Genomic DNA, 22,237 nt, shown 5'->3' on the forward strand with positions numbered 1-22,237 from the left:
CTCTTTTAAAAATATTTCAGACTTAAAAAACTTTAAAAATACACCAGATCAGATTAAATCAGATCTGCGAATATAACCCGGATGTTCGGGATCTGCAATGATTTCCTGTGTGTGGGTGATTCGTGCATGTTTATCGATCACGTAGTTTTCGACATGCACATCTTCCCCGATAACCGCAGAAGGAAGTATCACTGAATTACGTATCACAGCCCCTTTTTTGATTACACATCCACGACCGATGACGGAATTCTCAATGGTACCTTCGATCAGACATCCGTTGGAAATAACGGAATTCTTGATATTGGCGGTCTCGAAATACTGGGTCGGGCAGGAATCATTGGTTCTGGTGTAGATCGGCCATTCCTCATCGAAGAGGTTGAATGCGGTCTTGATATCGATCAGAGACATATTGGAAGCATAATAACTCTTGAAGTCTGTGATGGAGGCAAAGTAACCACGATGCGAAACTCCGCGCACATCATATTCATTACACGCAACATTGATGATATCTGCCAGAGTAAACATGGAAGACATACTTTTTGCAATATGTATTAATTTTAAAAGCAGTTCCTTTGACATAACATAGGTATCCATGGAGATGTTACGGTTTTTGGCATTTCCACGGTTCCGCTCGATGGAAAGCACACCTTTCTGACGATTCAGATTGACAGCGTTGCATGCCAGGAAATAGTCATTGGCATTATCTACGGAGTGATACAGCATCGTAATGTCAGCACCGGATTCAATATGGGTGCGGAGTAAGGTGTCATAATTCTGGGAATATACCATATAACTTGGTGCAATCACCACATATTTCTGCGGCATTTCTTCCAGACATTCCAGATTCTCCAGATACATGGCAACGTCAGTGTTGTAGACACTGTGTTCTGAACCGTCTTCGGAGAAGAGCAGCTGCAACTTCCCACGTTTGGAGTTGATGTTGTAGTGACGACCGGTTCCTACATGTTCTACCAGAGAACGTGGAGAACGGCGAATATAGATCTGAACCTGGTCGATTCCGCTGTTACTCATGTTAGAAATCGGGAAGTCGATGACCCGATATCTTCCTAAAAAGGAAAATGCACTGATGGGGCGATACTCCTGGAGTCCTTCCACCCATAAATGTCTGCCGGAAGAATTGATGATTCCAAATGCTTTTGGCATATTAATCTACCCCCTTTACACGTTTTGAAACTAATTCGATATGTTCGCTGTCTGCCGAACCTACGGTAGCACCTTTTCCAATCTTCACGCCTTCTGCAACAAGCGCGCGAGTTACGGTGGCACCGTCTTCTACGATGGCGCCTGGCATCAGAACGCTGTCGATGATTTTTGCACCTTCACCGATTTTGGTGCCGGTAAAGATGACAGAGTTGGTAACGGCTCCGTCAATGATACAGCCCTGTGTGATAAATGCACGGTTGATCGAAGCGTCCGGCCCGATATATTGTGGGAGAGAAGCTACATCTTCGGTGTAGATCTTCCAGGAAGGATCATTTAAGTCCAGTTTGTTGTTCTTGTCCAACAGGTCCATGTTTGCCTCCCAGAGGGAATCGATGGTTCCCACGTCTTTCCAGTAACCTTTGAATTTGTAAGCGTACAGACTCTTATCGTCTTGTAAAAGGGTCGGGATGATATCTTTACCAAAGTCATGGCTGGACTCGGAATTCTTCATATCTGCAAGCAGCATTTTCTTCAATAATTTCCAGTTGAAGATATAAATTCCCATAGAAGCCAGATTGCTCTTGGGATGTTCCGGCTTTTCTTCAAATTCGAGGATCCGCCCGGTCTCATCGGTGTTCATGATACCAAAACGGCTGGCCTCTTTCATAGGTACCTGGATTACGGCGATGGTGGCATCTGCTTTGGAAGCCTGGTGGTAATCTAGCATCTCCTCATAATTCATCTTATAAATGTGATCTCCGGATAAGATCAGGACATATTCCGGAGAGTATTTATCAATGAAGTCAATATTCTGTGAAATTGCGTCGGCAGTTCCGCGATAAACATCCAGATCAGTGTCTGCTTTTTCGCGTGGCGGAAGCACATACACTCCACTGTCTTTGGCATCCAGTCCCCAGCGTCCACCTGCTGCAACATAACTGTTCAGAAGGATGGATTCGTATTGTGTCAGCACACCAACAGTATCGATTCCACTGTTGGCACAATTGCTGAGCGGAAAATCAATGATCCGATATTTGCCGCCGAAGGAAACGGCTGGTTTGGCTACTTTATTGGTTAATTCGTGCAGTCGGGATCCCCGTCCGCCGGCCAAAATCATAGCTAACATGTTGTTTTGCTTCATAATGAGCCCTCTCTTTCATTCATTATAAAATTTATTATACATTTTTTTGTGTAATATTTCCATAATATTGTGAAAAAAGTAGGTGAAAAATAAAGCAAAATGACGGAAAGAAAAGAAGAAAAGATACAGACGTAACAGGGGAAAATGTGATATACTAGAACAGTATATCTACGTAGGAGGAGACCAGATGCCAAAGATCGGAGCACACATGTCTATCGCGAAAGGCCTGGAATTTGCGGTAAAATCAAGCCTTAAGATCCAGGCGGATACTATGCAGATCTTCAGCCGGAACCCGAGAGGTTCCACTTATAAAAATTATTCAGAGAAAGAAATTGAGGATTTTCTGCACTGTTGTGAGGTAAATGAATTTGGCTTAATTCTTGCTCATGCACCTTATACTATGAATCTGGCAGCAAGTAAACCGGAGGTTTATGAGTTCGGATGTCAGGTGATCAGGGAGGAACTGAAGCGAATGGAGGCTTTGAAGATTCCAAATCTGGTATTTCATCCGGGGAGCCATACGGGCGGTGGAAAGAAAGCGGGAATTAAGCGGATTGTGAAGGCTTTGGATCAGGCAATCGATCCGGATCAGAAGATCATGGTTCTGCTGGAGACTATGAGCGGAAAAGGAACGGAGATCGGTTCCGCGTTTGAAGAACTAAGGGAGATCAAAGAAAGTGTTCGATATCCGGAAAAGATAGGAATCTGTCTGGATACCTGTCACGTATTTGCTGCAGGGTATGACCTGGTTCATGATCTGGACGGAGTACTGGAAGAATTTGACCGTGTGATCGGGCTTTCCTGGCTTCGGGGAATTCATTTTAATGACAGTCTGGAACCCTTTGGTTCTCATAAAGACCGTCATGCAGTGATCGGTGGCGGAAGGATCGGAGCGGAGACGATGGAGCGGATCTTTACCCATCCGCTACTTCAAAGACTGCCGTTTTATCTGGAAACACCGCTGGATGATGCAGGACACGGCGAGGAGATTCGCAGGCTGAGAGCGCATGACGTGAAAACGCGGAAACCCTGTTGACCCGGAATTAAATTTTAAGCAGAAACGCGAAATTCATGAAAAAGGAATTCATGAAAAAGAAAGTCACGAAAAAAGAAAATTCTGAAAAAACAGACCGTTGGAGAGATCTGACAGCCAAACGACAGAAAGAAACACGGGAGGAACGGCACATATGGGCAGTGGATACCAGGTGACAGAATTTGCACACAAATTTATAGAAGAACAGGTGAAGCACGGAGACATCTGCATTGATGCCACGGCCGGCAACGGAAATGATACGGAGTTTCTGTGCCGATTGGTCGGGACAACCGGAAGAGTCTATGCATTTGATATCCAGAAAGAGGCACTGGAACATACGGCAAGCCGCCTGAGAGAGAACGGGTTAGAGGAGCGCGCAACTCTGTTGTTGTGCGGACATGAATATCTGAAAGAAACGATAGAGAAAGAACGGAAAAAACAGGAAAAACAGGGCGGAAAGGAAGAAATTTCGTGTGTTGTATTTAACTTCGGATATCTTCCGGGAGGTGACCACACACTCGGAACGAAAGCGAAAACCAGCGTCTGCGCCATAGAACAGGGACTTAAGCTCCTGAAAAAAGGCGGAATGATGAGTCTGTGCATTTACAGTGGAGGAGATACCGGATTTGAAGAAAGGGATACGATCCTTGAGTATGTCAGAACACTGGACAGTAGGAAGTATCTGGTGATCTGTTCTTCTTGGTACAATCGGGAGAATCATCCGCCGATTCCGGTTCAAATCTATAAACTGTAAAGCCGGAGCAGGAGGGAAAGTGCCATATATTATATTATGAAAAGTAATACATTCAAGAAGGACAAGCTTATAAAGGGGGAACTATGGAAGATCGATTTGCACTTCTGATCGATGCGGATAACGTATCGGTCAAATATATCAAGCCGATTCTGGATGAATTATCCAAATACGGCAATGTAACTTACAAGAGAATTTACGGAGACTGGACCAGTACTCACAATTCCAGATGGAAGGAAAGTCTTTTACAGAATTCCATCACGCCGATCCAGCAGTACAGCTATACGCAGGGAAAAAATGCAACAGACTCGGCGATGATCATCGATGCCATGGATATTCTGTACACCAGTGATGTGGAAGGATTCTGTCTGGTATCCAGCGACAGTGATTTTACCAAACTGGCCAGCAGACTGAGGGAAAGCGGGAAAAAAGTGATCGGAATGGGTGAGGAAAAGACGCCGGTTCCATTTCGTAAGGCCTGCGATATTTTTACAACATTGGAACTTTTGATGGAAGACAGTTCGATGGAAGAGCATCCGGTGAAAGCAACTGCTGTAACGGGAGCGGCGAAGAGTCCGTCGAAGCGTAAGGATCCGGAATTTGTAAGCAAAGAACAGATCGAGGCGGATGTGATCAAGATCATTACCGAGAATCAGAACATTGACCGGGAGACCAGACTTTCAGAGGTTGGTAACCGTCTGGTAAAACTGTATCCGGATTTTGATGTGAGACGTTATGGTTACAGTCTGCTCTCGAAATTCCTGGAGACGTTGCCGAAGCTGAAACTGATCCAGAACGGAACCATTGTATCGGTTACCCTCAATGAGAACGAAGGCCAGAAAGAAAGCGTGGAGGAATTCATTCTCAAACAGTTGAAGCAGTCGGGGCGTCAGGGCATTTCACTGGGAACACTGGGGAATCGGATCCACAATGAGTTTCAGGATTTCAAACCCAGGGATTATGGATATTCCCAGTTTAAGCAATATATGATGAGTATCCAGAATGTAAGTCTGGAAGACGTGGGTGAGCAGATCCGGGCATATTATGAAAAATGATGAAAATAGAAGAGTTGAAGAAAACTACGGAGCAGGGTGTATGAAAACTTTTGTGATGGGATAAAAGATTCCGGATAACGAAAGCCGGATAATAAAAGACAGAGATTGGAAAAGAAGAGAAAGGAAAAAGAATATGAAATGGAATAAATTTCGATTGAGAACAACCACACAGGCAGAAGACATCGTCAGCAGTATTCTGATGGATCTGGGCATCCAGGGAATAGAGATTGAGGATAAGATCCCGTTGACGGCCAGAGAAAAGGAGCAGATGTTTGTGGACATTATGCCGGAAGGGGAAGAAGATGATGGAATCGCCTATGTCAGTTTCTATCTGGAAGAAGATCAGGACAAAGAAGAAATGCTTGCATCTGTTCGAAACGAACTGGAGGAGATGCGAACCTTTATGGAGATGGGAGATCTTGAGATCGAAGAATCCCAGACAGAGGATGTGGACTGGGTCAATAACTGGAAAAAATATTTCCATCAGTTTACCGTAGATGACGTGCTGATTATCCCGTCCTGGGAAGATGTAGAGCCGAAGGATAAGGATAAAATGATCATTCACATTGATCCGGGCACAGCTTTTGGCACAGGAATGCATGAGACCACACAGCTTTGTATCCGACAGATCAAAAAGTATATGACACCGGGAGCACAGATCCTGGACGTGGGATGCGGAAGTGGAATCCTCGGGATGCTGGCATTAAAATTCGGGGCAGGACATTCGTTGGGAACAGATCTGGATCCATGCGCCATTGATGCGACCCATGAAAATATGGAAGCAAATGGAATCGAGGCTTCTCAGTATGAAGTGATGATCGGAAATCTGATTGATGACAAAGAAGTTCAGGATAAAGTGGGCTATGATAAATATGATATCGTAGCAGCCAATATCCTGGCAGACGTGCTGGTTCCCATGACTCCGGTGGTGGTTCCGGCAATGAAACCGGGTGGAATCTACATTACCAGCGGAATCATTGAAGAGAAAGAAAGCGTTGTGACAGATGCTGTAAAGAAAGCCGGACTGGAAGTGCTGGAAGTGAACCATCAGGGTGAATGGGTCAGTGTGACCGCGAGAAAAAAGAAGGATAGAGGATAAGAAATGCATCATTTTTTTGTGAGTCAGGAGCAGATATCGGAAAAAGAGATTAAGATCCTGGGACAGGATGTCCGGCATATCCGACAGGTGCTTCGAATGGAAGAAGGAGAAGAACTTCTGGTCGGTGACGGAGAGGGAAGAGAGTATCTTTGTCAGATCCAAAAGATAGAGGAAAAAGCTGTGATCGCCTGGATCCTGGAACAAAGAGATTCGCAGACAGAACTTCCATCGGAGATTACGCTGTATCAGGGACTGCCGAAAGGTGACAAGATGGAACTGATTGTGCAGAAGACGGTAGAATTGGGCGTAAGCCGGATCGTTCCGGTAGAAATGAAACGCTGTGTTGTAAAGCTGGATCAGAAGAAAGCCGCAAAAAAGAGAGAACGGTGGTCATTGATTGCAGAAAGTGCGGCGAAACAGAGCAAACGCGGCAGGATTCCGGAAGTTTCCGAAGTGAAGAACTTTGCGCAGGCTTTGCAAGAGAGCAGCGGGGAGGATGTGCTCCTGATTCCGTATGAGTGTGCGGAAAATATGGGAGCTACCAGAGCGATAATAGAGCAAATAAAACCGGGAAGTTCTGTGGGAATCTGGATCGGACCGGAAGGCGGTTTTGAGGAAGAAGAGATCGAAGCCTTAAAAAACTGCGGGGGAAATGTACTGACTCTGGGGAAAAGGATTTTGCGGACAGAGACGGCAGGGCTTGCGATGTTGGCGATTCTGATGTATCATTTGGAAAGATAAAAACATAAAATGATAGAGAAGAGAACAAAGGAAGGATAAAACTATGGAAATCTATCTGGACAATTCTGCAACGACCAGATGCTACCGGGAAGTGGGAGAACTGGTGATGCAGGTCATGTGCAGTGATTATGGAAATCCGTCTTCCATGCATCTGAAAGGTGTGGAAGCGGAGCGATATATAAAAGAAGCAAAAGAACAGATCGCGAAGGTGTTGAAAGTGACACCGAAGGAACTGATCTTTACTTCCGGAGGAACAGAATGTGACAATCTGGCACTGATCGGTGCGGCCAGAGCAAACCGCAGGAATGGCAATCATCTGATCACAACGAGTATTGAACATCCGGCTATTTTAAATACGATGCAGTTTCTGGAAGAAGAGGAAGGCTTTCGTGTGACCTATCTTCCGGTGGATGAGAACGGATGTGCAAGTCTGGAAGCTTTAAAAGAAGCACTTTGCCCGGAGACGATTCTGGTATCCATGATGTACGTGAACAATGAGATTGGAGCGGTGCAGCCGATTCAGGAAGCAGTGTCTCTGGTCAAGAATTATAACCGGCGGATCCTGTTTCATTGTGATGCAGTGCAGGGATTCGGAAAATACCGGATCTATCCGAAACGGATCGGAGTCGATATGCTGTCGGTGAGCGGCCATAAGATTCACGGACCGAAAGGCGTAGGATTTCTGTATATGAGAGAAGGAATTAAGGTGCGGCCGATTGCATATGGTGGCGGACAGCAGAAAAATATGCGCTCCGGTACGGAAAATGTGCCAGGAATTGCGGGAATCGGACTGGCAACTCAGATGATCTATACAGATCTGGAACAGAAGACAGAAAAAATGAGGCAGTTGAAGGCAAGACTGGTCGAGGGTGTTTCTGGAATTGAACGGTGCAGGGTTCACGGAAGAACCGATGAGAACAGTGCACCACATATCGTAAGTATCGGTTTTGCGGGAGTGCGAAGTGAGGTATTGCTTCATGCACTGGAAGAACAGGAAATCTATGTATCCTCCGGTTCGGCCTGTGCATCCAACCATCCGGCCATCAGTGGAGTGCTCAAAGGAATCGGTGTTCCCAGAGAATATCTGGAATCCACACTTCGCTTCAGTATGTCGGAGTTTACGACGGAGGAAGAGATTGACCGGACAGTGGAAGCACTTTGCAAAATGGTTCCAATGCTCAGAAGATACACGAGACGTTAGAAAAGAAAGGAAAAGAGATGACATTTCACACATTTTTGATAAAATACGGGGAAATCGGAATTAAAGGAAAAAACAGATATCTGTTTGAAGATGCACTGGTAAATCAGATTAAATTCGCCTTAAAGGATGTGGATGGCGAATTCGATGTCTACAAAACGCAGGGAAGAATCTATGTAGACTGTTCTGAATTTTATGATTATGAAGAAGCGGTAGAAAGCCTGCAGAGAGTGTTTGGAATTGTCGGAATCTGTCCGGTAGTCCGTCTGAAAGATCAGGGATTTGACCAGCTGAAGGCAGATGTGGTGGCATACATGGATGAAATGTATGAGGATAAGAAAAAGACTTTCAAGGTAGAGGCGAGAAGAAGCCGGAAAAATTATCCAAAAAATTCCATGGAGATCAACTGTGATCTGGGAGAAGTAATCCTGGATGCGTTCCCGGAAATCCGGGTAGATGTTCATCATCCGGATATTCTCCTGAATGTGGAGATTCGGGAAGACATTTATCTGTATTCTCAGATTATTCCGGGACCGGGCGGTATGCCGATCGGAACCAATGGAAAAGCAATGCTGCTGCTTTCTGGTGGAATCGACAGTCCGGTAGCGGGATACATGGTATCCAGGAGAGGTGTGGGACTGGAAGCAACTTATTTCCATGCACCGCCGTATACCAGTGAGCGTGCAAAGCAGAAGGTTGTGGATCTGGCAAAACTGGTATCGAAATACGCAGGACCGATCAAGCTGCATATCGTGAATTTCACAGACATTCAGTTATATATCTATGATAAGTGTCCACATGATGAGCTGACCATTATCATGCGAAGATACATGATGAAGATTGCAGAACATTTTGCAAAAGAAGATGAATGTCTGGGACTGATCACCGGAGAGAGTATCGGCCAGGTGGCAAGCCAGACCATGCAGAGTCTTCTGGTGACAAATGAAGTCTGCACCCTTCCGGTTTATCGACCGCTGATTGGTATGGATAAGAGCGATATCGTAAAGATTTCGGAAAAGATTGATACCTATGAGACCTCGATCCTTCCGTTTGAAGACTGCTGTACGATTTTTGTGGCTAAGCATCCGGTTACAAGACCGAATCTGAAGCGGATCATCAAATCCGAAGAAAATCTTGAGGAGAAGATAGACGAGCTGTATGCAGAAGCGATTCATACGGTGGAAACGATTGTGGTTTCCTGAGCAGATTATCACCTATTCTGATTCTTCCGCAAAAGGTTGCACCCTTATGCATTCCTTTTGCGAAAAAATCAACACGTTTTGGCCTATAACTCTATAACTCAGATTTATAAACTATACAACAAAAAAACACGGGACTCTTGCCAAAAACAAAAGTCCCGTGTTATTCTTTTATAGAATCTGAAATTAGATAATATACGGTTTGAGAGATTCTATAACTTCGTCGATATCTGAATCTGCATGAATGTTCAGGTCGATCGGTTTGGAAAGATCCAGACTGAAGATACCCATGATAGATTTGGCGTCGATAACGTAACGTCCGGAAACCAGATCAAAATCATAATCATATTTTGTGATGGTATTTACAAAAGATTTTACTTTATCGATTGAGTTTAAAGAAATTTTAACAGTTTTCATGATGCGTTTCCCTCCTAAATTATTAAGTCGTATCCCTAGGGATATTGTAAGAGATGGAGTTGGAAAAGTCAAGGAACACGGAGGAAAAAATGAAAAAGGCAGCATTGCATAATTTGGGATGTAAAGTGAATGCATATGAGACAGAAGCCATGCAGGAAATGTTGGAACAAAACGGTTATGAGATCGTTCCGTTTCAGGAAGGGGCGGATGTCTATATTATCAATACATGTACGGTGACCAATATGGCGGACCGGAAATCGAGACAGATGATCCACAAAGCCAGAAAGATGAATCCGGAGGCGGTGGTAGTGGCAGCAGGCTGCTATGTGCAGACAGCAGAGATGCAGGAAAAACTGGATCCGGACATTGACATCGTGATTGGAAATAACAGGAAACAGGATCTGATCCGGATTCTTGCAGAGTACTGGAAAGAGGAAACGCTGCATCCGGAACAGGTGGAAGAACTGATCGATATTAATCATACGAAAGAGTATGAAAATCTGACACTGGACCGTACTGCGGAACATACCAGAGCCTACATTAAGGTGCAGGACGGATGCAACCAGTTCTGTTCCTACTGTATTATTCCGTTTGCGAGAGGACGGGTGCGCAGCAGAAAGGCGCAGGATGTAACGGATGAGGTGAGACGTCTGGCAGAAAATGGCTATAAAGAAGTGGTGCTCACAGGAATCCATCTGTCTTCTTATGGGATGGATCTGGAAAAAAAGGAAGATCTGCTGCATCTGATCCAGTCTGTTCATGAGGTAGAAGGAATAGAACGAATCCGTCTAGGTTCTCTGGAACCAAGGATTATTACGGAAGAATTTGCAGAGACCCTGGCATCCCTTCCGAAGATCTGTCCTCATTTCCATCTGTCCATGCAGAGCGGATGCGATGAAACGTTAAAGCGGATGAACCGGCGCTATACCAGTGCGGAATACTTTGAGAAATGTGAGATTTTGCGGTCGGCTTTTGAACATCCGGCACTGACCACAGATGTGATCGTGGGATTCCCGCAGGAGTCAGAAGAGGAATTTGAAATAACGAGAAAATTTATCGAAAAAGTCAACTTTTATGAAACCCATGTATTTAAATATTCAAAACGGCAGGGGACAAAAGCGGCTGCCATGGAAGGTCAGATTCCGGAACCGGTAAAGGGGACAAGAAGTGCGGAGCTAATCCGGATTGGAAAAGAACACAAAAAAGCCTTTGAAAGCTGGTATATTGGAAAGGAGATTGCTGTCCTTTTTGAAGAGGAGATTGAAAGGGACGGACAGAAAATCTGGGTAGGCCATACCAGAGAAATATATTAAAGTTGCACTACAAAGCGAAGAGAACTTACAGAATTGTATCCGAAAAGTTCAAATTGGCAGGAATGCCCAAATTATTGATTGAATTTTAGGCATGTTTATATTAAAATTGAATTAGATTATTGTGAACGGAGGAAGACAGATGGCAAATTTACAGAATACTCATTCTTCCAGGTAGAGCCGGGTCCGCAGATCCAGGCAAAAGATATTTTGGAGATCGTATACAAAGCGTTAAAAGAAAAAGGGTACAATCCGGTGAATCAGATCGTAGGATATATCATGTCCGGTGATCCGACTTATATTACCAGCTACAATGGTGCCAGAAGCCTGATTATGAAGGTGGAAAGAGACGAATTGGTGGAAGAGATGCTCAAAGCGTATATTTCCAACAATTCCTGGGAATCATAAGATGAGAGTGATGGGACTGGATTTCGGATCAAAGACCGTAGGAGTTGCGATCAGTGATCCGCTGGGACTTACGGCCCAGGGTATCGAAACGATTACCCGTAAGCAGGAGAATAAGCTGAGAAAGACGCTGGCGCGGATTGAAGCTCTGATTGAGGAGTATGGCGTAGAACGGCTGGTTCTTGGATTTCCGAAACATATGAACAATGACGAGGGAGAGCGCGCCCGGAAGTCGTTGGAATTTGCAGAGATGCTGAAAAGACGGACCAATCTGGAGGTCGTGATGTGGGATGAACGTCTCACGACCGTAGAGGCAGAGCGTACTCTGATGGAGACCGGAGTGCGAAGAGAAGACCGGAAAAAATACGTAGATACGATTGCAGCGGTCTTTATATTACAGGGATATCTGGATTTTATTTCCATGAAAAAAGACGAGGGATAAGTATGGAAAAAATCAGTTTTGAAATAGAAGATACAGGAGACGCCGTAGAATTTTTTGTGTTGGAACAGACGGCTGTCAATGGAGAAACTTATCTGCTGGTGGCAGATTCTCAGGACGGAGACGCAGAGTGCCTGATCCTGAAAGATACCAGCGAAAAGGATGCACAGGACAGTGTATATGAGATCGTGGAAGATGATACAGAACTTCAGGCGGTTTCGAAGGTGTTTGAAGAGTTATTGGAAGATGTTGATATTGAAATGTAAAGCAGTATGCTTTTACAGATAGATGCTAAGACTGCCAAAGAGGTGTACGATGACAAAAGAGCAAGAACATTTACAGGATATTTTAAAAAAGAGATTAAAGGAAAAAGGCCTGAAAGTGACCCAGCAGCGACTGATCGTGCTGCAGATCCTTGCGGAAAATCGTGACAAGCATATGGCGGCAGAAGACATATATGAAATGGTAAAAGAAGAATACCCGGAGATTGGGCTGGCCACTGTATATCGTACAGTTCAGCTCCTTCTGGAGATGCAGCTTCTTGACAGGATCAACCTGGATGATGGGCGTGTACGCTATGAGATCGGACATTTGTTTGCAGGTGATATGCGCCATAATCATCATCATTTGATCTGCAAGAGCTGTGGAAAGGTGACCCCGTTTGAGGATGACCTTTTGGAGGAACTGGAAGCACATATTGAGCAGGATGCAGGATTTCATGTGCTGGACCACGAATTAAAATTCTATGGTATTTGTAAGGAATGTCTTCAAAAGCAGAAAAAAGAAAGCTGATCGGGCTATCGACAGCAACGACATGCATATGGAGGTGTAGAATTTTTGAAAAAACAAAATACTGGAAAGTTGAAGATCATTCCAATCGGAGGACTGGAACAGATCGGAATGAATATTACTGCCTTTGAGTATGAAGACAGTATTATTGTTGTGGACTGCGGTCTGGCGTTCCCGGAAGATGATATGCTGGGAGTGGATCTTGTGATCCCGGATATTACCTATCTGAAGGACAATGCAGACAAGCTGAAGGGCTTCGTGATCACTCATGGGCATGAAGATCATATCGGAGCACTTCCTTACGTGCTTAAGGAGATCAATTTGCCTTTGTATTCCACCAAACTGACGCTTGGAATCATTGAAAATAAGTTAAAAGAACACAATCTGCTGCGCAGCACAAAGCGCAAAGTAGTACGTCACGGACAGTCCATCAATCTGGGCAAGTTCCGGATCGAATTTATCAAGACAAACCACAGTATTCAGGACGCATCCGCTCTTGCCATCTACTCGCCGGCAGGAATCGTGGTGCATACCGGAGATTTTAAAGTGGATTATACACCGGTATTCGGAGATGCCATCGATTTACAGCGTTTTGCCGAGATTGGTAAGAAAGGGGTTCTGGCGCTGATGTCAGACAGTACCAATGCGGAACGCCCTGGCTTTACCCAGTCGGAGAGAACGGTCGGAATCACGTTCGATCACATTTTCGCAGAGCATCAGAATACCCGTCTGATCATTGCGACATTTGCGTCCAATGTAGACCGTGTACAGCAGATTATCAACTCTGCTTATAAGTATGGAAGAAAAGTAGTGGTAGAGGGCCGGAGTATGGTCAATATTATCTCTACCGCGTCGGAACTGGGCTATCTGAATGTTCCGAAGAATACATTGATCGAGATCGATCAGTTGAAGAATTACCCGCCGGAGAAGACGGTTCTGATCACCACAGGAAGTCAGGGAGAGTCCATGGCTGCTCTGTCACGTATGGCTGCCGATGTGCATCGTAAGATCACCATTATGCCAAATGATACCGTTATCTTCAGTTCCAATCCGATCCCCGGAAATGAAAAGGCTGTTTCCCGTGTGATCAATGAACTGTCGGCGAAGGGAGCCAATGTAATCTTTCAGGATGTACATGTTTCCGGACATGCGTGTCAGGAAGAGCTGAAATTGATCTATTCTCTGGTAAAACCGAAATATGCCATTCCGGTTCATGGAGAGTACCGTCATCTGAAAGCAAATGCAGGCATCGCGCAGTCTCTTGGAATCCCGAAGGAAAATATTTTCATTCTTCAGTCGGGAGATGTGTTGGAGATCAGTGAGAAGAGTGCGAAGGTCGTAGATAAGGTACACACCGGAGCGATTCTGGTAGACGGACTCGGCGTGGGAGATGTAGGAAATATCGTCTTAAGAGACCGTCAGCATCTGGCAGAAGACGGAATTATGATTGTGGTACTTTCTCTGGAAAGAGGGACCAACCGCCTGCTGGCAGGCCCGGATATCGTATCCCGTGGATTTGTCTATGTAAGAGAGGCAGAGGCTCTGATGGAAGAGGCGCGTCAGGTGGTAGAAGAGGCGCTGGAAAAATGTCTGGCCGGAAAGCATGCAGACTGGAACAAGATCAAGCTTACCGTGCGTGACACGATGAATGATTTTATCTGGAAGAGAACGAAGCGCAGACCGATGATCATTCCGATCATCATGGATGTGGATGTGTAAGATATGATAGTAGATGAAAGAATTGTGACCTTTCTCAATTCTATGGAGACAGAAAACAGTGAAATACTGGAGCAGATCGAGAAGGAAGCTCTGGCGGATCGTGTACCGATCATCCGCAAGGAGACCCAGAGCTTTCTGAAGGTGCTCCTTACTCTGAAAAAACCTATGAGCATTCTGGAAATTGGAACTGCCGTAGGTTTCTCTGCGTTATTGATGAGTGAGTATGCTCCGAAAGATTGTAAGATCACCACAATAGAGAAATTTGAAAAACGGATTCCGATTGCAAGAAATAATTTTGCCCGGGGGAAAAAAGAAGAACAGATACAGTTGCTGAAAGGAGACGCTCTGGAGATTATGAAGGAACTGAAAGGTTCTTATGACTTCATTTTCATGGACGCGGCAAAGGCACAGTATATTCATTATCTTCCGGAAGCAGTGCGGCTTTTGAATCAGGAGGGGATCCTGCTGACGGATAATGTGCTTCAGGATGGAGATGTGATGGAATCCAGATTTGCAGTGGAACGCAGAAACCGGACGATCCATGCCAGAATGAGAGAATTTTTATACGAAATCAAGCATCACGAGGAGCTGGAAACTTCTATTCTTCCGTTGGGAGACGGAGTGGCTCTGAGTGTGAAAAAGGAGAAAAGATCATGAGATATCCAGAACTTTTAATCCCGGCCAGCAGCCTGGAAGTGTTAAAGACCGCGGTGATATTCGGAGCGGATGCGGTTTATATCGGCGGAGAAGCGTTCGGGCTTCGTGCGAAGGCAAAGAATTTTTCGATGGAAGAAATGAAAGAAGGCATTGAATTTGCTCATGCCCGTGATGTAAAGGTTTATGTGACCGCAAATATTCTAGCGCACAACAGAGATCTGGATGGAGTGCGGGAATATTTTAAAGAATTAAAGGAAATCAAACCGGATGCCCTGATTATTGCGGATCCGGGTGTATTTGAGATTGCGAAGGAAGTTTGTCCGGAGATTGAACGCCATATCAGCACACAGGCCAATAATACCAATTATGAGACCTATCGGTTCTGGTATCGTCAGGGTGCAAAACGTGTGGTTTCTGCACGGGAACTTTCCATGGAAGAATTGAAGGAACTGCGGGCGAATATTCCGGACGATCTGGAGATTGAGACCTTTATTCATGGCGCCATGTGCATTTCCTATTCCGGAAGATGCCTGCTCAGCAATTATTTTACAGGACGTGACGCCAATCAGGGAGCATGTACTCATCCGTGCCGCTGGAAGTATGCGGTGATGGAGGAGACCAGACCGGGAGAATATCTGCCGGTATATGAAAATGAACGTGGAACTTATATTTTCAATTCCAAAGATCTTTGCATGATTGAACATATTCCAGAACTTCTGGAAACGGGGATCGACAGTCTGAAGATTGAAGGCAGGATGAAGACGGCGCTGTATGTGGCAACGGTGGCAAGAACTTACAGAAAAGCCATTGATGATTATCAGAAAGATCCGGAACTTTACCGAAAGAATATGCCCTGGTATCTGGAACAGATCTCCAACTGTACCTATCGGCAGTTTACGACCGGATTTTTCTACGGACGACCGGATGAAAACAGTCAGATCTATGACAGCAATACTTATGTAAGAGAATACACCTATCTGGGAATTGTGGGTGAAGTAAAAGACAGACTGTGCCGGATCGAGCAGAGAAATAAATTTTCTGTGGGCGAGACGATCGAAGTGATGAAGCCAAACGGCGATAATCTGGATGTGAAGGTGGTACGGATCCTGAACGAAGAGGGAGAGGAGCAGGAGAGTGCCCCTCATCCGAAACAGGTGTTGTATGTGGAACTTCAGTCAGATCAGACAGAGCATCCGGTAGAAGTGTATGATATCCTGCGCAGACAGGAACCGGAAGAAGCCTGAGAACAGATAAAAATCAAAACCGGAACATAAGGTTCAGTCATCTTGAAAGTGCTTTCGAAGTTTTTCGATGGCACTTTTTTCTATGCGGGAAATGTAGGATCTGGAGATTCCGAGTTCCTGTGCGATCTCGCGCTGGGTATATTCTTTTCCCTGAAAAAGTCCATACCGCATCCGCAGTACATATTGTTCCCGCTCAGTCAGAAGCTGTTCCATGTGCTGATAGAGAAGTCTGGTGTTTTCTTTCAGGATCATTTTGTCGTGGATATCGTGGTCGGACGCTTCCAGGACATCATACAGGCAGATTTCATTTCCTTCCTTGTCGGTGCCGATGCTCTGGTAGAGAGAAACATCTTTGGATGTTTTCTTCTTTGCACGCAGCATCATCAGGATTTCGTTGTGGATACACTTGCTGGCGTAAGCAGCCAGACGATTGTTGCGGGTGGGATCAAAGGTTGTGATGGCTTTGATCAGACCGATGGTTCCGATCGAGATCAGATCTTCCGGATCTTCATTCAAATTCTGATATTTTTTCATGACATGAGCAACCAGCCGGAGATTTCGCTCAATCAGGATGTGTTTCGCTTCAAGGTCCCCCTCCATATATTTTTGCAGATACTCTTTTTCTTCTGCAGCGGTAAGCGGTGGTAGAAATGAATTCAAGAAAAGCACCTCTAAGCGTAGTTAATATCAGTGTATGTGAAACAGGACCCTTTCGTGCTTTTCCACAAAAGATACTTGCGGAAACAAAGAAAGCGTGATATTGTAAAGACATTCTTACAGGAAACGTTCGTTTTCTGAGATTCAGGGCCGTATCGGCTGATTATTTCCAAATGTAATGAAGTAAATAAGAACAGAAAATGTTACTCAGAGAAAAGATTTGTTGAAAAGTAAGAAAGGAGAGATGTGTTTGTACAGTACAGTCTACAGCGCAGCAATTGACGGAATGAATGCGGAACTGATCAAGGCGGAGGCGGATATCAGCAATGGCCTTCCGGTATTTCAGATGGTAGGGTATCTTTCATCGGAAGTGAAAGAAGCAAAAGAAAGAGTGAGAGCGGCTATAAAAAATTCCGGGTACTCACTGGAACCGAAGAAACTGGTGGTAAATCTTTCGCCGGCATCGGTTCGAAAAAGAGGGGCATCCTTTGATCTGGCGATTGCGATGGCAATCTTAAATGCCTATGGGATCGTGGATGGAAAAAAGACGGAAAAAGTACTGTTTCTGGGAGAACTTGGGTTAAACGGAGAGGTAGAACCGGTATCGGGAGTTCTGCCGATTGTGATTCAGGCGAAAGAATGGGGATTTATAAGGTGTGTTGTTCCGAAAGAAAATGAGCAGGAAGGAAAAAGAATCAAGGGAATCGAGGTAGTGGGTGTCCGGAATCTGCAGGAAGCAATCGGGGTGATGGATGGCCGGATAAAAAAGGAGAAAGATACAAATTTATCTGACCGGGAGAGTACGTACAGAACCCCGGGTTCGTATGGCCGGGTACGGGTGGTGAGCGGAAAAAGTGAGATGGTAAAATGGACGGAGGGAAATAAGGGGATATCAGGGGAATTTGTCGGAGAAGAACAAGAGAAACTCGAGGTTAAAACAGGAGAAGAAGGACAGGAAGAAACCGAGGGGAAAGTTGAAGAAAAAGATTTTCAGGATATTCAGGGACAGGCAGTGCTGAAACGGGCGGCAGAGATTGCAGTTGCCGGGCAGCACAATCTTCTGATGATCGGCCCGCCAGGATCCGGTAAGACCATGGTTGCAGAAAGAATTCCGGGATTGTTTCCGCCGTTGGAGGAAGCGGAACAGATTGAGGTATCCGGGATATACAGTGTCCTTGGTATGCTGAATAAAGACCAGCCCCTGATCACACGGCGCCCTTTCCGTCAGGTTCATCATACGGTGACGAAGGCAGCGCTGATCGGAGGCGGGCTTTATCCTGCCCCCGGGGAAATCAGTCTGGCACATAAAGGGGTACTCATGTTAGATGAGATGGCAGAATTTCAAAGGCCGGTTCTGGAAGTACTTCGGCAGCCTCTGGAAACACAGGAGATTCAGATTACCAGAACGAGAGGAACCTATCGGTTCCCGGCAGATTTTCTGCTGGTTGCGGCTTCGAATCCATGTCCCTGCGGTCTGTATCCGTCCAAAGAATGTAAGTGTACGCAGAAAGAAATCCATCAGTATCTTGGAAAAATCAGCCCGCCGCTTTTGAGCCGGATCGATCTGTGTGTGGAGGCTCCGAAGGTGACGTATCAGCAACTGAATCAGTCGAAAAAAGAAGAAAGAACGGAGGAAATCAGAGAGCGGATTTTAAAGGTGCGAAAAATCCAGAAAATCAGATACAGCGATCGAAACTATCAGGTGAACGGGCGGCTTCCGGGAGCGGAAGTGAAAAAAATATGCATATTAGATCCGGAAGCAGAGTACATTATGGAAAAAGCATATGACAGATGGAATATGTCGGCGAGAACCTGTCATAAGGTACTGAAAGTTGCAAGAACCATCGCGGATATGGCGGGAGAAGAACGGATAAAGGCAGAACATTTATCGGAGGCGTTGGGGTACCGGGTGATGGAACAGGGGGAATATCGGATATGATCCAGGAAGAGAAAATGACAGATTCAACCGAAGAGAAAACAATAGAAAAAGCAGAGAGAAAATATGAATACTGGCTGGCATGTGTAGCGTCTGTAAGTCGAAAGAAAAAACGCAGGTTACGGACCACATATGGCAGTGCAAAAAAGATCTACAATATAATAGAAGAAAGAGGCGAAGATTTCTTTCCTAATCCCCTGATAAAAGATATCAAACGGCTGAAACAGGCGAAAAAAGGATGGGATCTTGATGGAAAATATGAGGAGGCAAGACAAAGAGAAATCTGGTTTGTGGGAGAGTGGGAAAGAGGTTTTCCTGCCAGATTGGCGGAGATTCCAGATCCGCCGTATGCATTGTTCGTGAAAGGAAATCTGCCGGATGAAAGCTGCATGTCCGCATCGATTGTGGGAAGCAGGGAATGTACGCCTTACGGGGAACTGCAGACATTAAAATTTGCAAAAACTCTGGCCGGTTGCGGAGTGCAGATCATCAGTGGAATGGCGAAGGGAATCGACGGACATGCCCACCGGGGAGCGTTACAGGGGAACGGAAAAACCTTTGCGGTTCTGGGATGCGGAGTGGATGTCTGTTATCCGAGAGAACATATCGGGTTGTACGCGGATATTCTGGAACATGAAGGAGGAATTCTGTCGGAATATCCGCCGGGGACGACACCGGAGGGGTGGAATTTTCCACAGAGAAATCGGCTGATCAGTGGACTGGGGGATTTCCTGCTGGTAATGGAGGCAAAAGAAAAGAGTGGTTCACTGATTACCGTCGATCTGGCACTGGAACAGGGAAAGGATATTTATGCACTTCCGGGGCCTGTCAGCAGTCCACTCAGCAAGGGATGTAACCGACTGATCCATCAGGGAGCGGAGATCTTACTTGGGCAAAAAGAGTTGTGCGAAAACTTGGAAATTCAAGGGGAAAAGGAAGGACAAACAAGGGAACCGGAAGAAAAAATACTTGATAAAACAGAAAATATGGTGTATAGTCGATTTGGTTTCGACCCAAAGAGCCTGGAAGAACTGGCGGAACAGATGGGGCTTTCCGTTCAGGTGATTCTTCCGAAACTGATTGCTTTGGAGTTGAAAGGAAAGATTCGAGAGATAAGTACACATCGGTATGTGAAAGTATAGAGATATAAAATATAAAAAGAAGAATCAGACACAAATTGTGAAACAAAAGGAGAAATTATGGCGCATTATTTAGTGATTGTGGAGTCCCCTGCAAAGGTCAAAACAATCAAGAAGTTTTTAGGAAAAAATTATACAGTGGCTGCATCAAACGGTCATGTGAGGGATTTACCGAAAAGTCAGCTCGGAATCGATGTAGAGCATGACTATGAGCCGAAATATATTACGATCCGCGGAAAAGGAGATATTCTGGCAAATCTTCGAAAGGAAGCAAAAAAAGCAGATAAAGTCTATCTGGCAACTGACCCGGACCGTGAAGGAGAGGCGATTTCCTGGCATCTGGCAACCGCTTTAAAATTGGATGATAAAAAGATGCGCAGGATCAGCTTCAATGAGATTACCAAAAAAGCGGTCAAAGATTCTCTGAAACAGGCAAGAGAGATTGATATGGATCTGGTAGACGCACAGCAGGCACGCCGTATTCTGGACAGAGTTGTGGGATACCGGATCAGTCCGGTGCTTTGGGCAAAAGTAAAAAGAGGACTGTCAGCAGGTCGTGTCCAGTCAGTGGCACTTCGGATCATCGCAGACAGAGAAGAAGAAATCGATGCATTTATTCCGGAAGAATACTGGACACTGGATGCGGTATTTAAAGTAAAAGGCGAGAAACGTCCTCTGACTGCGAAATTCTACGGAACCGATCAGAAGAAGATGACGATTCACTCTAAAGAAGAACTGGACGAGATCTTAAAAGAAGTAGAAAATGCCAACTATCAGGTGACGGATGTGAAAAAGGGAGAGCGTACCAAAAAAGCTCCGGTTCCGTTTACCACCAGTACCCTGCAGCAGGAAGCATCAAAAGCACTGAATTTCAGTACCCAGAAGACCATGCGGATTGCACAGCAGTTATATGAAGGTGTGGATGTAAAGGGAAGCGGAACCATCGGTGTGATCACCTATCTGCGTACTGATTCCACCCGTATTTCGGATGAGGCAGATGCACAGGCAAGAGCATATGTTGCGGAAGAGTATGGTGAAGAATTCGTAGCAGGAGCACCTGCTGTAAAAAAAGATACCAAAAATGTGCAGGATGCCCACGAAGCGATCCGACCGACTGATATTACAAGAACACCGGCAATGCTGAAGGATTCTCTTTCCAGGGATCAGTTCCGTCTGTACCAGCTGATCTGGAAACGTTTTACAGCCAGCCGCATGAAACCGGCAGTTTACGAGACAACTTCCGTAAAAATTTCAGCAGGAAAATATCTGTTTACCGTTGCAGCATCCCGCGTGAAATTCGAGGGATTCCGCAGTGTATATAAAGAAGCGGATGAGGAAAAAGAAGAGAATAATGTTCTGGTAAAAGGACTGGATCAGTCCGCAGTGCTGACAAAAGAGGAATTTGATCCCAAACAGCACTTTACGCAGCCGCCGGCACATTATACGGAGGCCTCTCTGGTTAAGACACTGGAAGAACTTGGAATCGGACGACCGAGTACCTATGCGCCAACAATTTCCACCATTATTGCAAGACATTATGTGACGAAGGAAGCCAGAAATCTTTATATGACAGAGATCGGAGAAGTGGTCAACCATATTATGAAGCAGTCTTTCCCGAGTATTGTGGATGTGAACTTTACTGCAAATATGGAAGGACTTCTGGATATGGTGGCAGAAGGCAAGGTAGAATGGAAAGAGATCATCCGGAACTTCTACCCGGATCTGGATGAAGCGGTTCAGATTGCGGAGAAAGAGCTGGAAAGCGTCAAGATTGAAGACGAGGTGACGGATGTAGTCTGCGAAGAATGCGGACGGAACATGGTGATTAAGTATGGTCCTCATGGCAAATTCCTGGCGTGTCCCGGATTCCCGGAATGCAGAAATACCAAGCCGTATCTTGAAAAAATCGGGGTGGCTTGTCCAAACTGTGGAAAAGATGTGGTGATCCGTAAGACGAAAAAAGGACGGAAATACTACGGCTGTGAAAACAATCCGGAGTGCGAGTTCATGTCCTGGCAGAAACCTTCCGCAGAGAAGTGCCCGAAATGTGGCGGCTATATGCTCTGCAAGGGAAATAAGATCGTCTGTGCAAATGCAGAGTGCGGATATCAAAAAACAGCAGAAAATTGATTGAACAATCTTGA

The 22,237-nt window shown here is 45.3% G+C and carries 20 protein-coding genes and 2 pseudogenes; 18 read left to right on the forward strand and 4 right to left on the reverse strand.

The annotated features are described in order from the left end of the window. Positions 1 to 48 precede the first annotated feature (48 nt). Together glgD and KGMB01110_RS13835 are read right to left on the reverse strand one after the other, a co-directional pair. A complete protein-coding gene (glgD, locus tag KGMB01110_RS13830; RefSeq protein WP_119298934.1) occupies positions 49 to 1,164 on the reverse strand; it encodes a glucose-1-phosphate adenylyltransferase subunit GlgD in 1,116 nt (371 codons plus the stop codon). 1 nt (position 1,165) lies between these two features. Continuing rightward, complete coding sequence (locus tag KGMB01110_RS13835; RefSeq protein ID WP_119298936.1) at positions 1,166 to 2,305, reverse strand: glucose-1-phosphate adenylyltransferase; 1,140 nt, start codon at positions 2,303 to 2,305, stop codon at positions 1,166 to 1,168. Between the two features lie 187 nt (positions 2,306 to 2,492). On the opposite strand from KGMB01110_RS13835, the gene KGMB01110_RS13840 reads away from it, so the two are divergent. The 7 genes from KGMB01110_RS13840 (at position 2,493) to thiI (ending at position 9,384) form a co-directional block, all read left to right on the forward strand. Continuing rightward, a complete protein-coding gene (locus KGMB01110_RS13840; RefSeq protein ID WP_119298938.1) occupies positions 2,493 to 3,341 on the forward strand; it encodes a deoxyribonuclease IV in 849 nt (282 codons plus the stop codon). Between the two features lie 151 nt (positions 3,342 to 3,492). Beyond that, positions 3,493 to 4,092 carry a class I SAM-dependent methyltransferase gene (locus tag KGMB01110_RS13845; RefSeq protein WP_119298940.1) on the forward strand — a complete coding sequence of 200 codons (600 nt, stop codon included), beginning with the start codon at positions 3,493 to 3,495 and terminating at the stop codon, positions 4,090 to 4,092. Positions 4,093 to 4,175: 83 nt separating this feature from the next. Beyond that, positions 4,176 to 5,144 (forward strand): NYN domain-containing protein, encoded by a 969-nt coding sequence (locus KGMB01110_RS13850; RefSeq protein ID WP_117602418.1) that lies wholly within the window; start codon positions 4,176 to 4,178, stop codon positions 5,142 to 5,144. 133 nt (positions 5,145 to 5,277) lie between these two features. Then, positions 5,278 to 6,243 (forward strand): 50S ribosomal protein L11 methyltransferase, encoded by a 966-nt coding sequence (gene prmA / locus KGMB01110_RS13855; protein ID WP_119298942.1) that lies wholly within the window; start codon positions 5,278 to 5,280, stop codon positions 6,241 to 6,243. Positions 6,244 to 6,246: 3 nt separating this feature from the next. Continuing rightward, positions 6,247 to 6,984, forward strand: coding sequence for a 16S rRNA (uracil(1498)-N(3))-methyltransferase (locus tag KGMB01110_RS13860; protein WP_117602416.1), 738 nt, complete (start codon positions 6,247 to 6,249; stop codon positions 6,982 to 6,984). Positions 6,985 to 7,027: 43 nt separating this feature from the next. Next, a complete protein-coding gene (locus tag KGMB01110_RS13865) occupies positions 7,028 to 8,185 on the forward strand; it encodes a cysteine desulfurase family protein (protein ID WP_117602415.1) in 1,158 nt (385 codons plus the stop codon). Between the two features lie 17 nt (positions 8,186 to 8,202). Further along, positions 8,203 to 9,384 (forward strand): tRNA uracil 4-sulfurtransferase ThiI, encoded by a 1,182-nt coding sequence (gene thiI / locus KGMB01110_RS13870; protein WP_119299253.1) that lies wholly within the window; start codon positions 8,203 to 8,205, stop codon positions 9,382 to 9,384. A 183-nt stretch (positions 9,385 to 9,567) separates the two neighbouring features. On the opposite strand, the gene KGMB01110_RS13875 is transcribed toward thiI, so the two are convergent. Further along, on the reverse strand, positions 9,568 to 9,798 hold the full coding sequence (locus KGMB01110_RS13875) for an HPr family phosphocarrier protein (RefSeq protein WP_119298944.1): 231 nt from the start codon (positions 9,796 to 9,798) through the stop codon (positions 9,568 to 9,570). Positions 9,799 to 9,887: 89 nt separating this feature from the next. Between KGMB01110_RS13875 and mtaB the strand changes: the two are divergent. The 8 genes and pseudogenes from mtaB to KGMB01110_RS13915 all read left to right on the forward strand — a co-directional run bounded on the left by mtaB (position 9,888) and on the right by KGMB01110_RS13915 (position 16,361). Beyond that, positions 9,888 to 11,193, forward strand: a pseudogene (gene mtaB / locus KGMB01110_RS13880) (tRNA (N(6)-L-threonylcarbamoyladenosine(37)-C(2))-methylthiotransferase MtaB). A gap of 57 nt (positions 11,194 to 11,250) precedes the next feature. Then, a pseudogene (locus tag KGMB01110_RS13885) lies at positions 11,251 to 11,516 on the forward strand (IreB family regulatory phosphoprotein). 1 nt (position 11,517) lies between these two features. Then, positions 11,518 to 11,955, forward strand: coding sequence for a Holliday junction resolvase RuvX (gene ruvX, locus KGMB01110_RS13890; RefSeq protein ID WP_117602411.1), 438 nt, complete (start codon positions 11,518 to 11,520; stop codon positions 11,953 to 11,955). Positions 11,956 to 11,957: 2 nt separating this feature from the next. After that, positions 11,958 to 12,218, forward strand: a complete 261-nt coding sequence (locus tag KGMB01110_RS13895) for a DUF1292 domain-containing protein (protein WP_117602410.1) — start codon at positions 11,958 to 11,960, stop codon at positions 12,216 to 12,218. A gap of 49 nt (positions 12,219 to 12,267) precedes the next feature. After that, positions 12,268 to 12,744: a Fur family transcriptional regulator gene (locus tag KGMB01110_RS13900; RefSeq protein ID WP_117602409.1), complete on the forward strand. Its 477-nt coding sequence runs from the start codon at positions 12,268 to 12,270 to the stop codon at positions 12,742 to 12,744. A 45-nt stretch (positions 12,745 to 12,789) separates the two neighbouring features. Further along, the gene (locus KGMB01110_RS13905; RefSeq protein WP_117602408.1) at positions 12,790 to 14,460 is read left to right on the forward strand and encodes a ribonuclease J; all 1,671 of its coding nucleotides are present in this window, start codon (positions 12,790 to 12,792) and stop codon (positions 14,458 to 14,460) included. A 3-nt stretch (positions 14,461 to 14,463) separates the two neighbouring features. Then, complete coding sequence (locus tag KGMB01110_RS13910; protein WP_117602407.1) at positions 14,464 to 15,117, forward strand: O-methyltransferase; 654 nt, start codon at positions 14,464 to 14,466, stop codon at positions 15,115 to 15,117. After that, complete coding sequence (locus KGMB01110_RS13915) at positions 15,111 to 16,361, forward strand: peptidase U32 family protein (RefSeq protein ID WP_117602406.1); 1,251 nt, start codon at positions 15,111 to 15,113, stop codon at positions 16,359 to 16,361. The genes KGMB01110_RS13910 and KGMB01110_RS13915 overlap by 7 nt, the downstream gene beginning before the upstream one ends. Before the next feature lie 33 nt (positions 16,362 to 16,394). Here the strand turns inward: KGMB01110_RS13915 and sigK are convergent, their stop codons facing one another. Continuing rightward, on the reverse strand, positions 16,395 to 17,021 hold the full coding sequence (gene sigK, locus KGMB01110_RS13920) for an RNA polymerase sporulation sigma factor SigK (protein WP_117602405.1): 627 nt from the start codon (positions 17,019 to 17,021) through the stop codon (positions 16,395 to 16,397). Positions 17,022 to 17,268: 247 nt separating this feature from the next. Between sigK and KGMB01110_RS15090 the strand changes: the two genes are divergently transcribed. From KGMB01110_RS15090 to topA, 3 genes are read left to right on the forward strand one after another with little or no spacing between them, the layout of a single operon-like run. Continuing rightward, a complete protein-coding gene (locus tag KGMB01110_RS15090; RefSeq protein ID WP_170141737.1) occupies positions 17,269 to 18,957 on the forward strand; it encodes a YifB family Mg chelatase-like AAA ATPase in 1,689 nt (562 codons plus the stop codon). Between the two features lie 14 nt (positions 18,958 to 18,971). Continuing rightward, entirely contained in the window at positions 18,972 to 20,096 is a 1,125-nt protein-coding gene (gene dprA, locus KGMB01110_RS13930; protein ID WP_117602595.1) for a DNA-processing protein DprA, read from the forward strand. Positions 20,097 to 20,153: 57 nt separating this feature from the next. Beyond that, positions 20,154 to 22,223, forward strand: a complete 2,070-nt coding sequence (gene topA / locus KGMB01110_RS13935) for a type I DNA topoisomerase (protein WP_119298946.1) — start codon at positions 20,154 to 20,156, stop codon at positions 22,221 to 22,223. Positions 22,224 to 22,237 lie beyond the last annotated feature (14 nt).

It is taken from the genome of Mediterraneibacter butyricigenes, assembly GCF_003574295.1.
Taxonomy (GTDB): Bacteria; Bacillota; Clostridia; order Lachnospirales; family Lachnospiraceae; genus Mediterraneibacter_A; species Mediterraneibacter_A butyricigenes.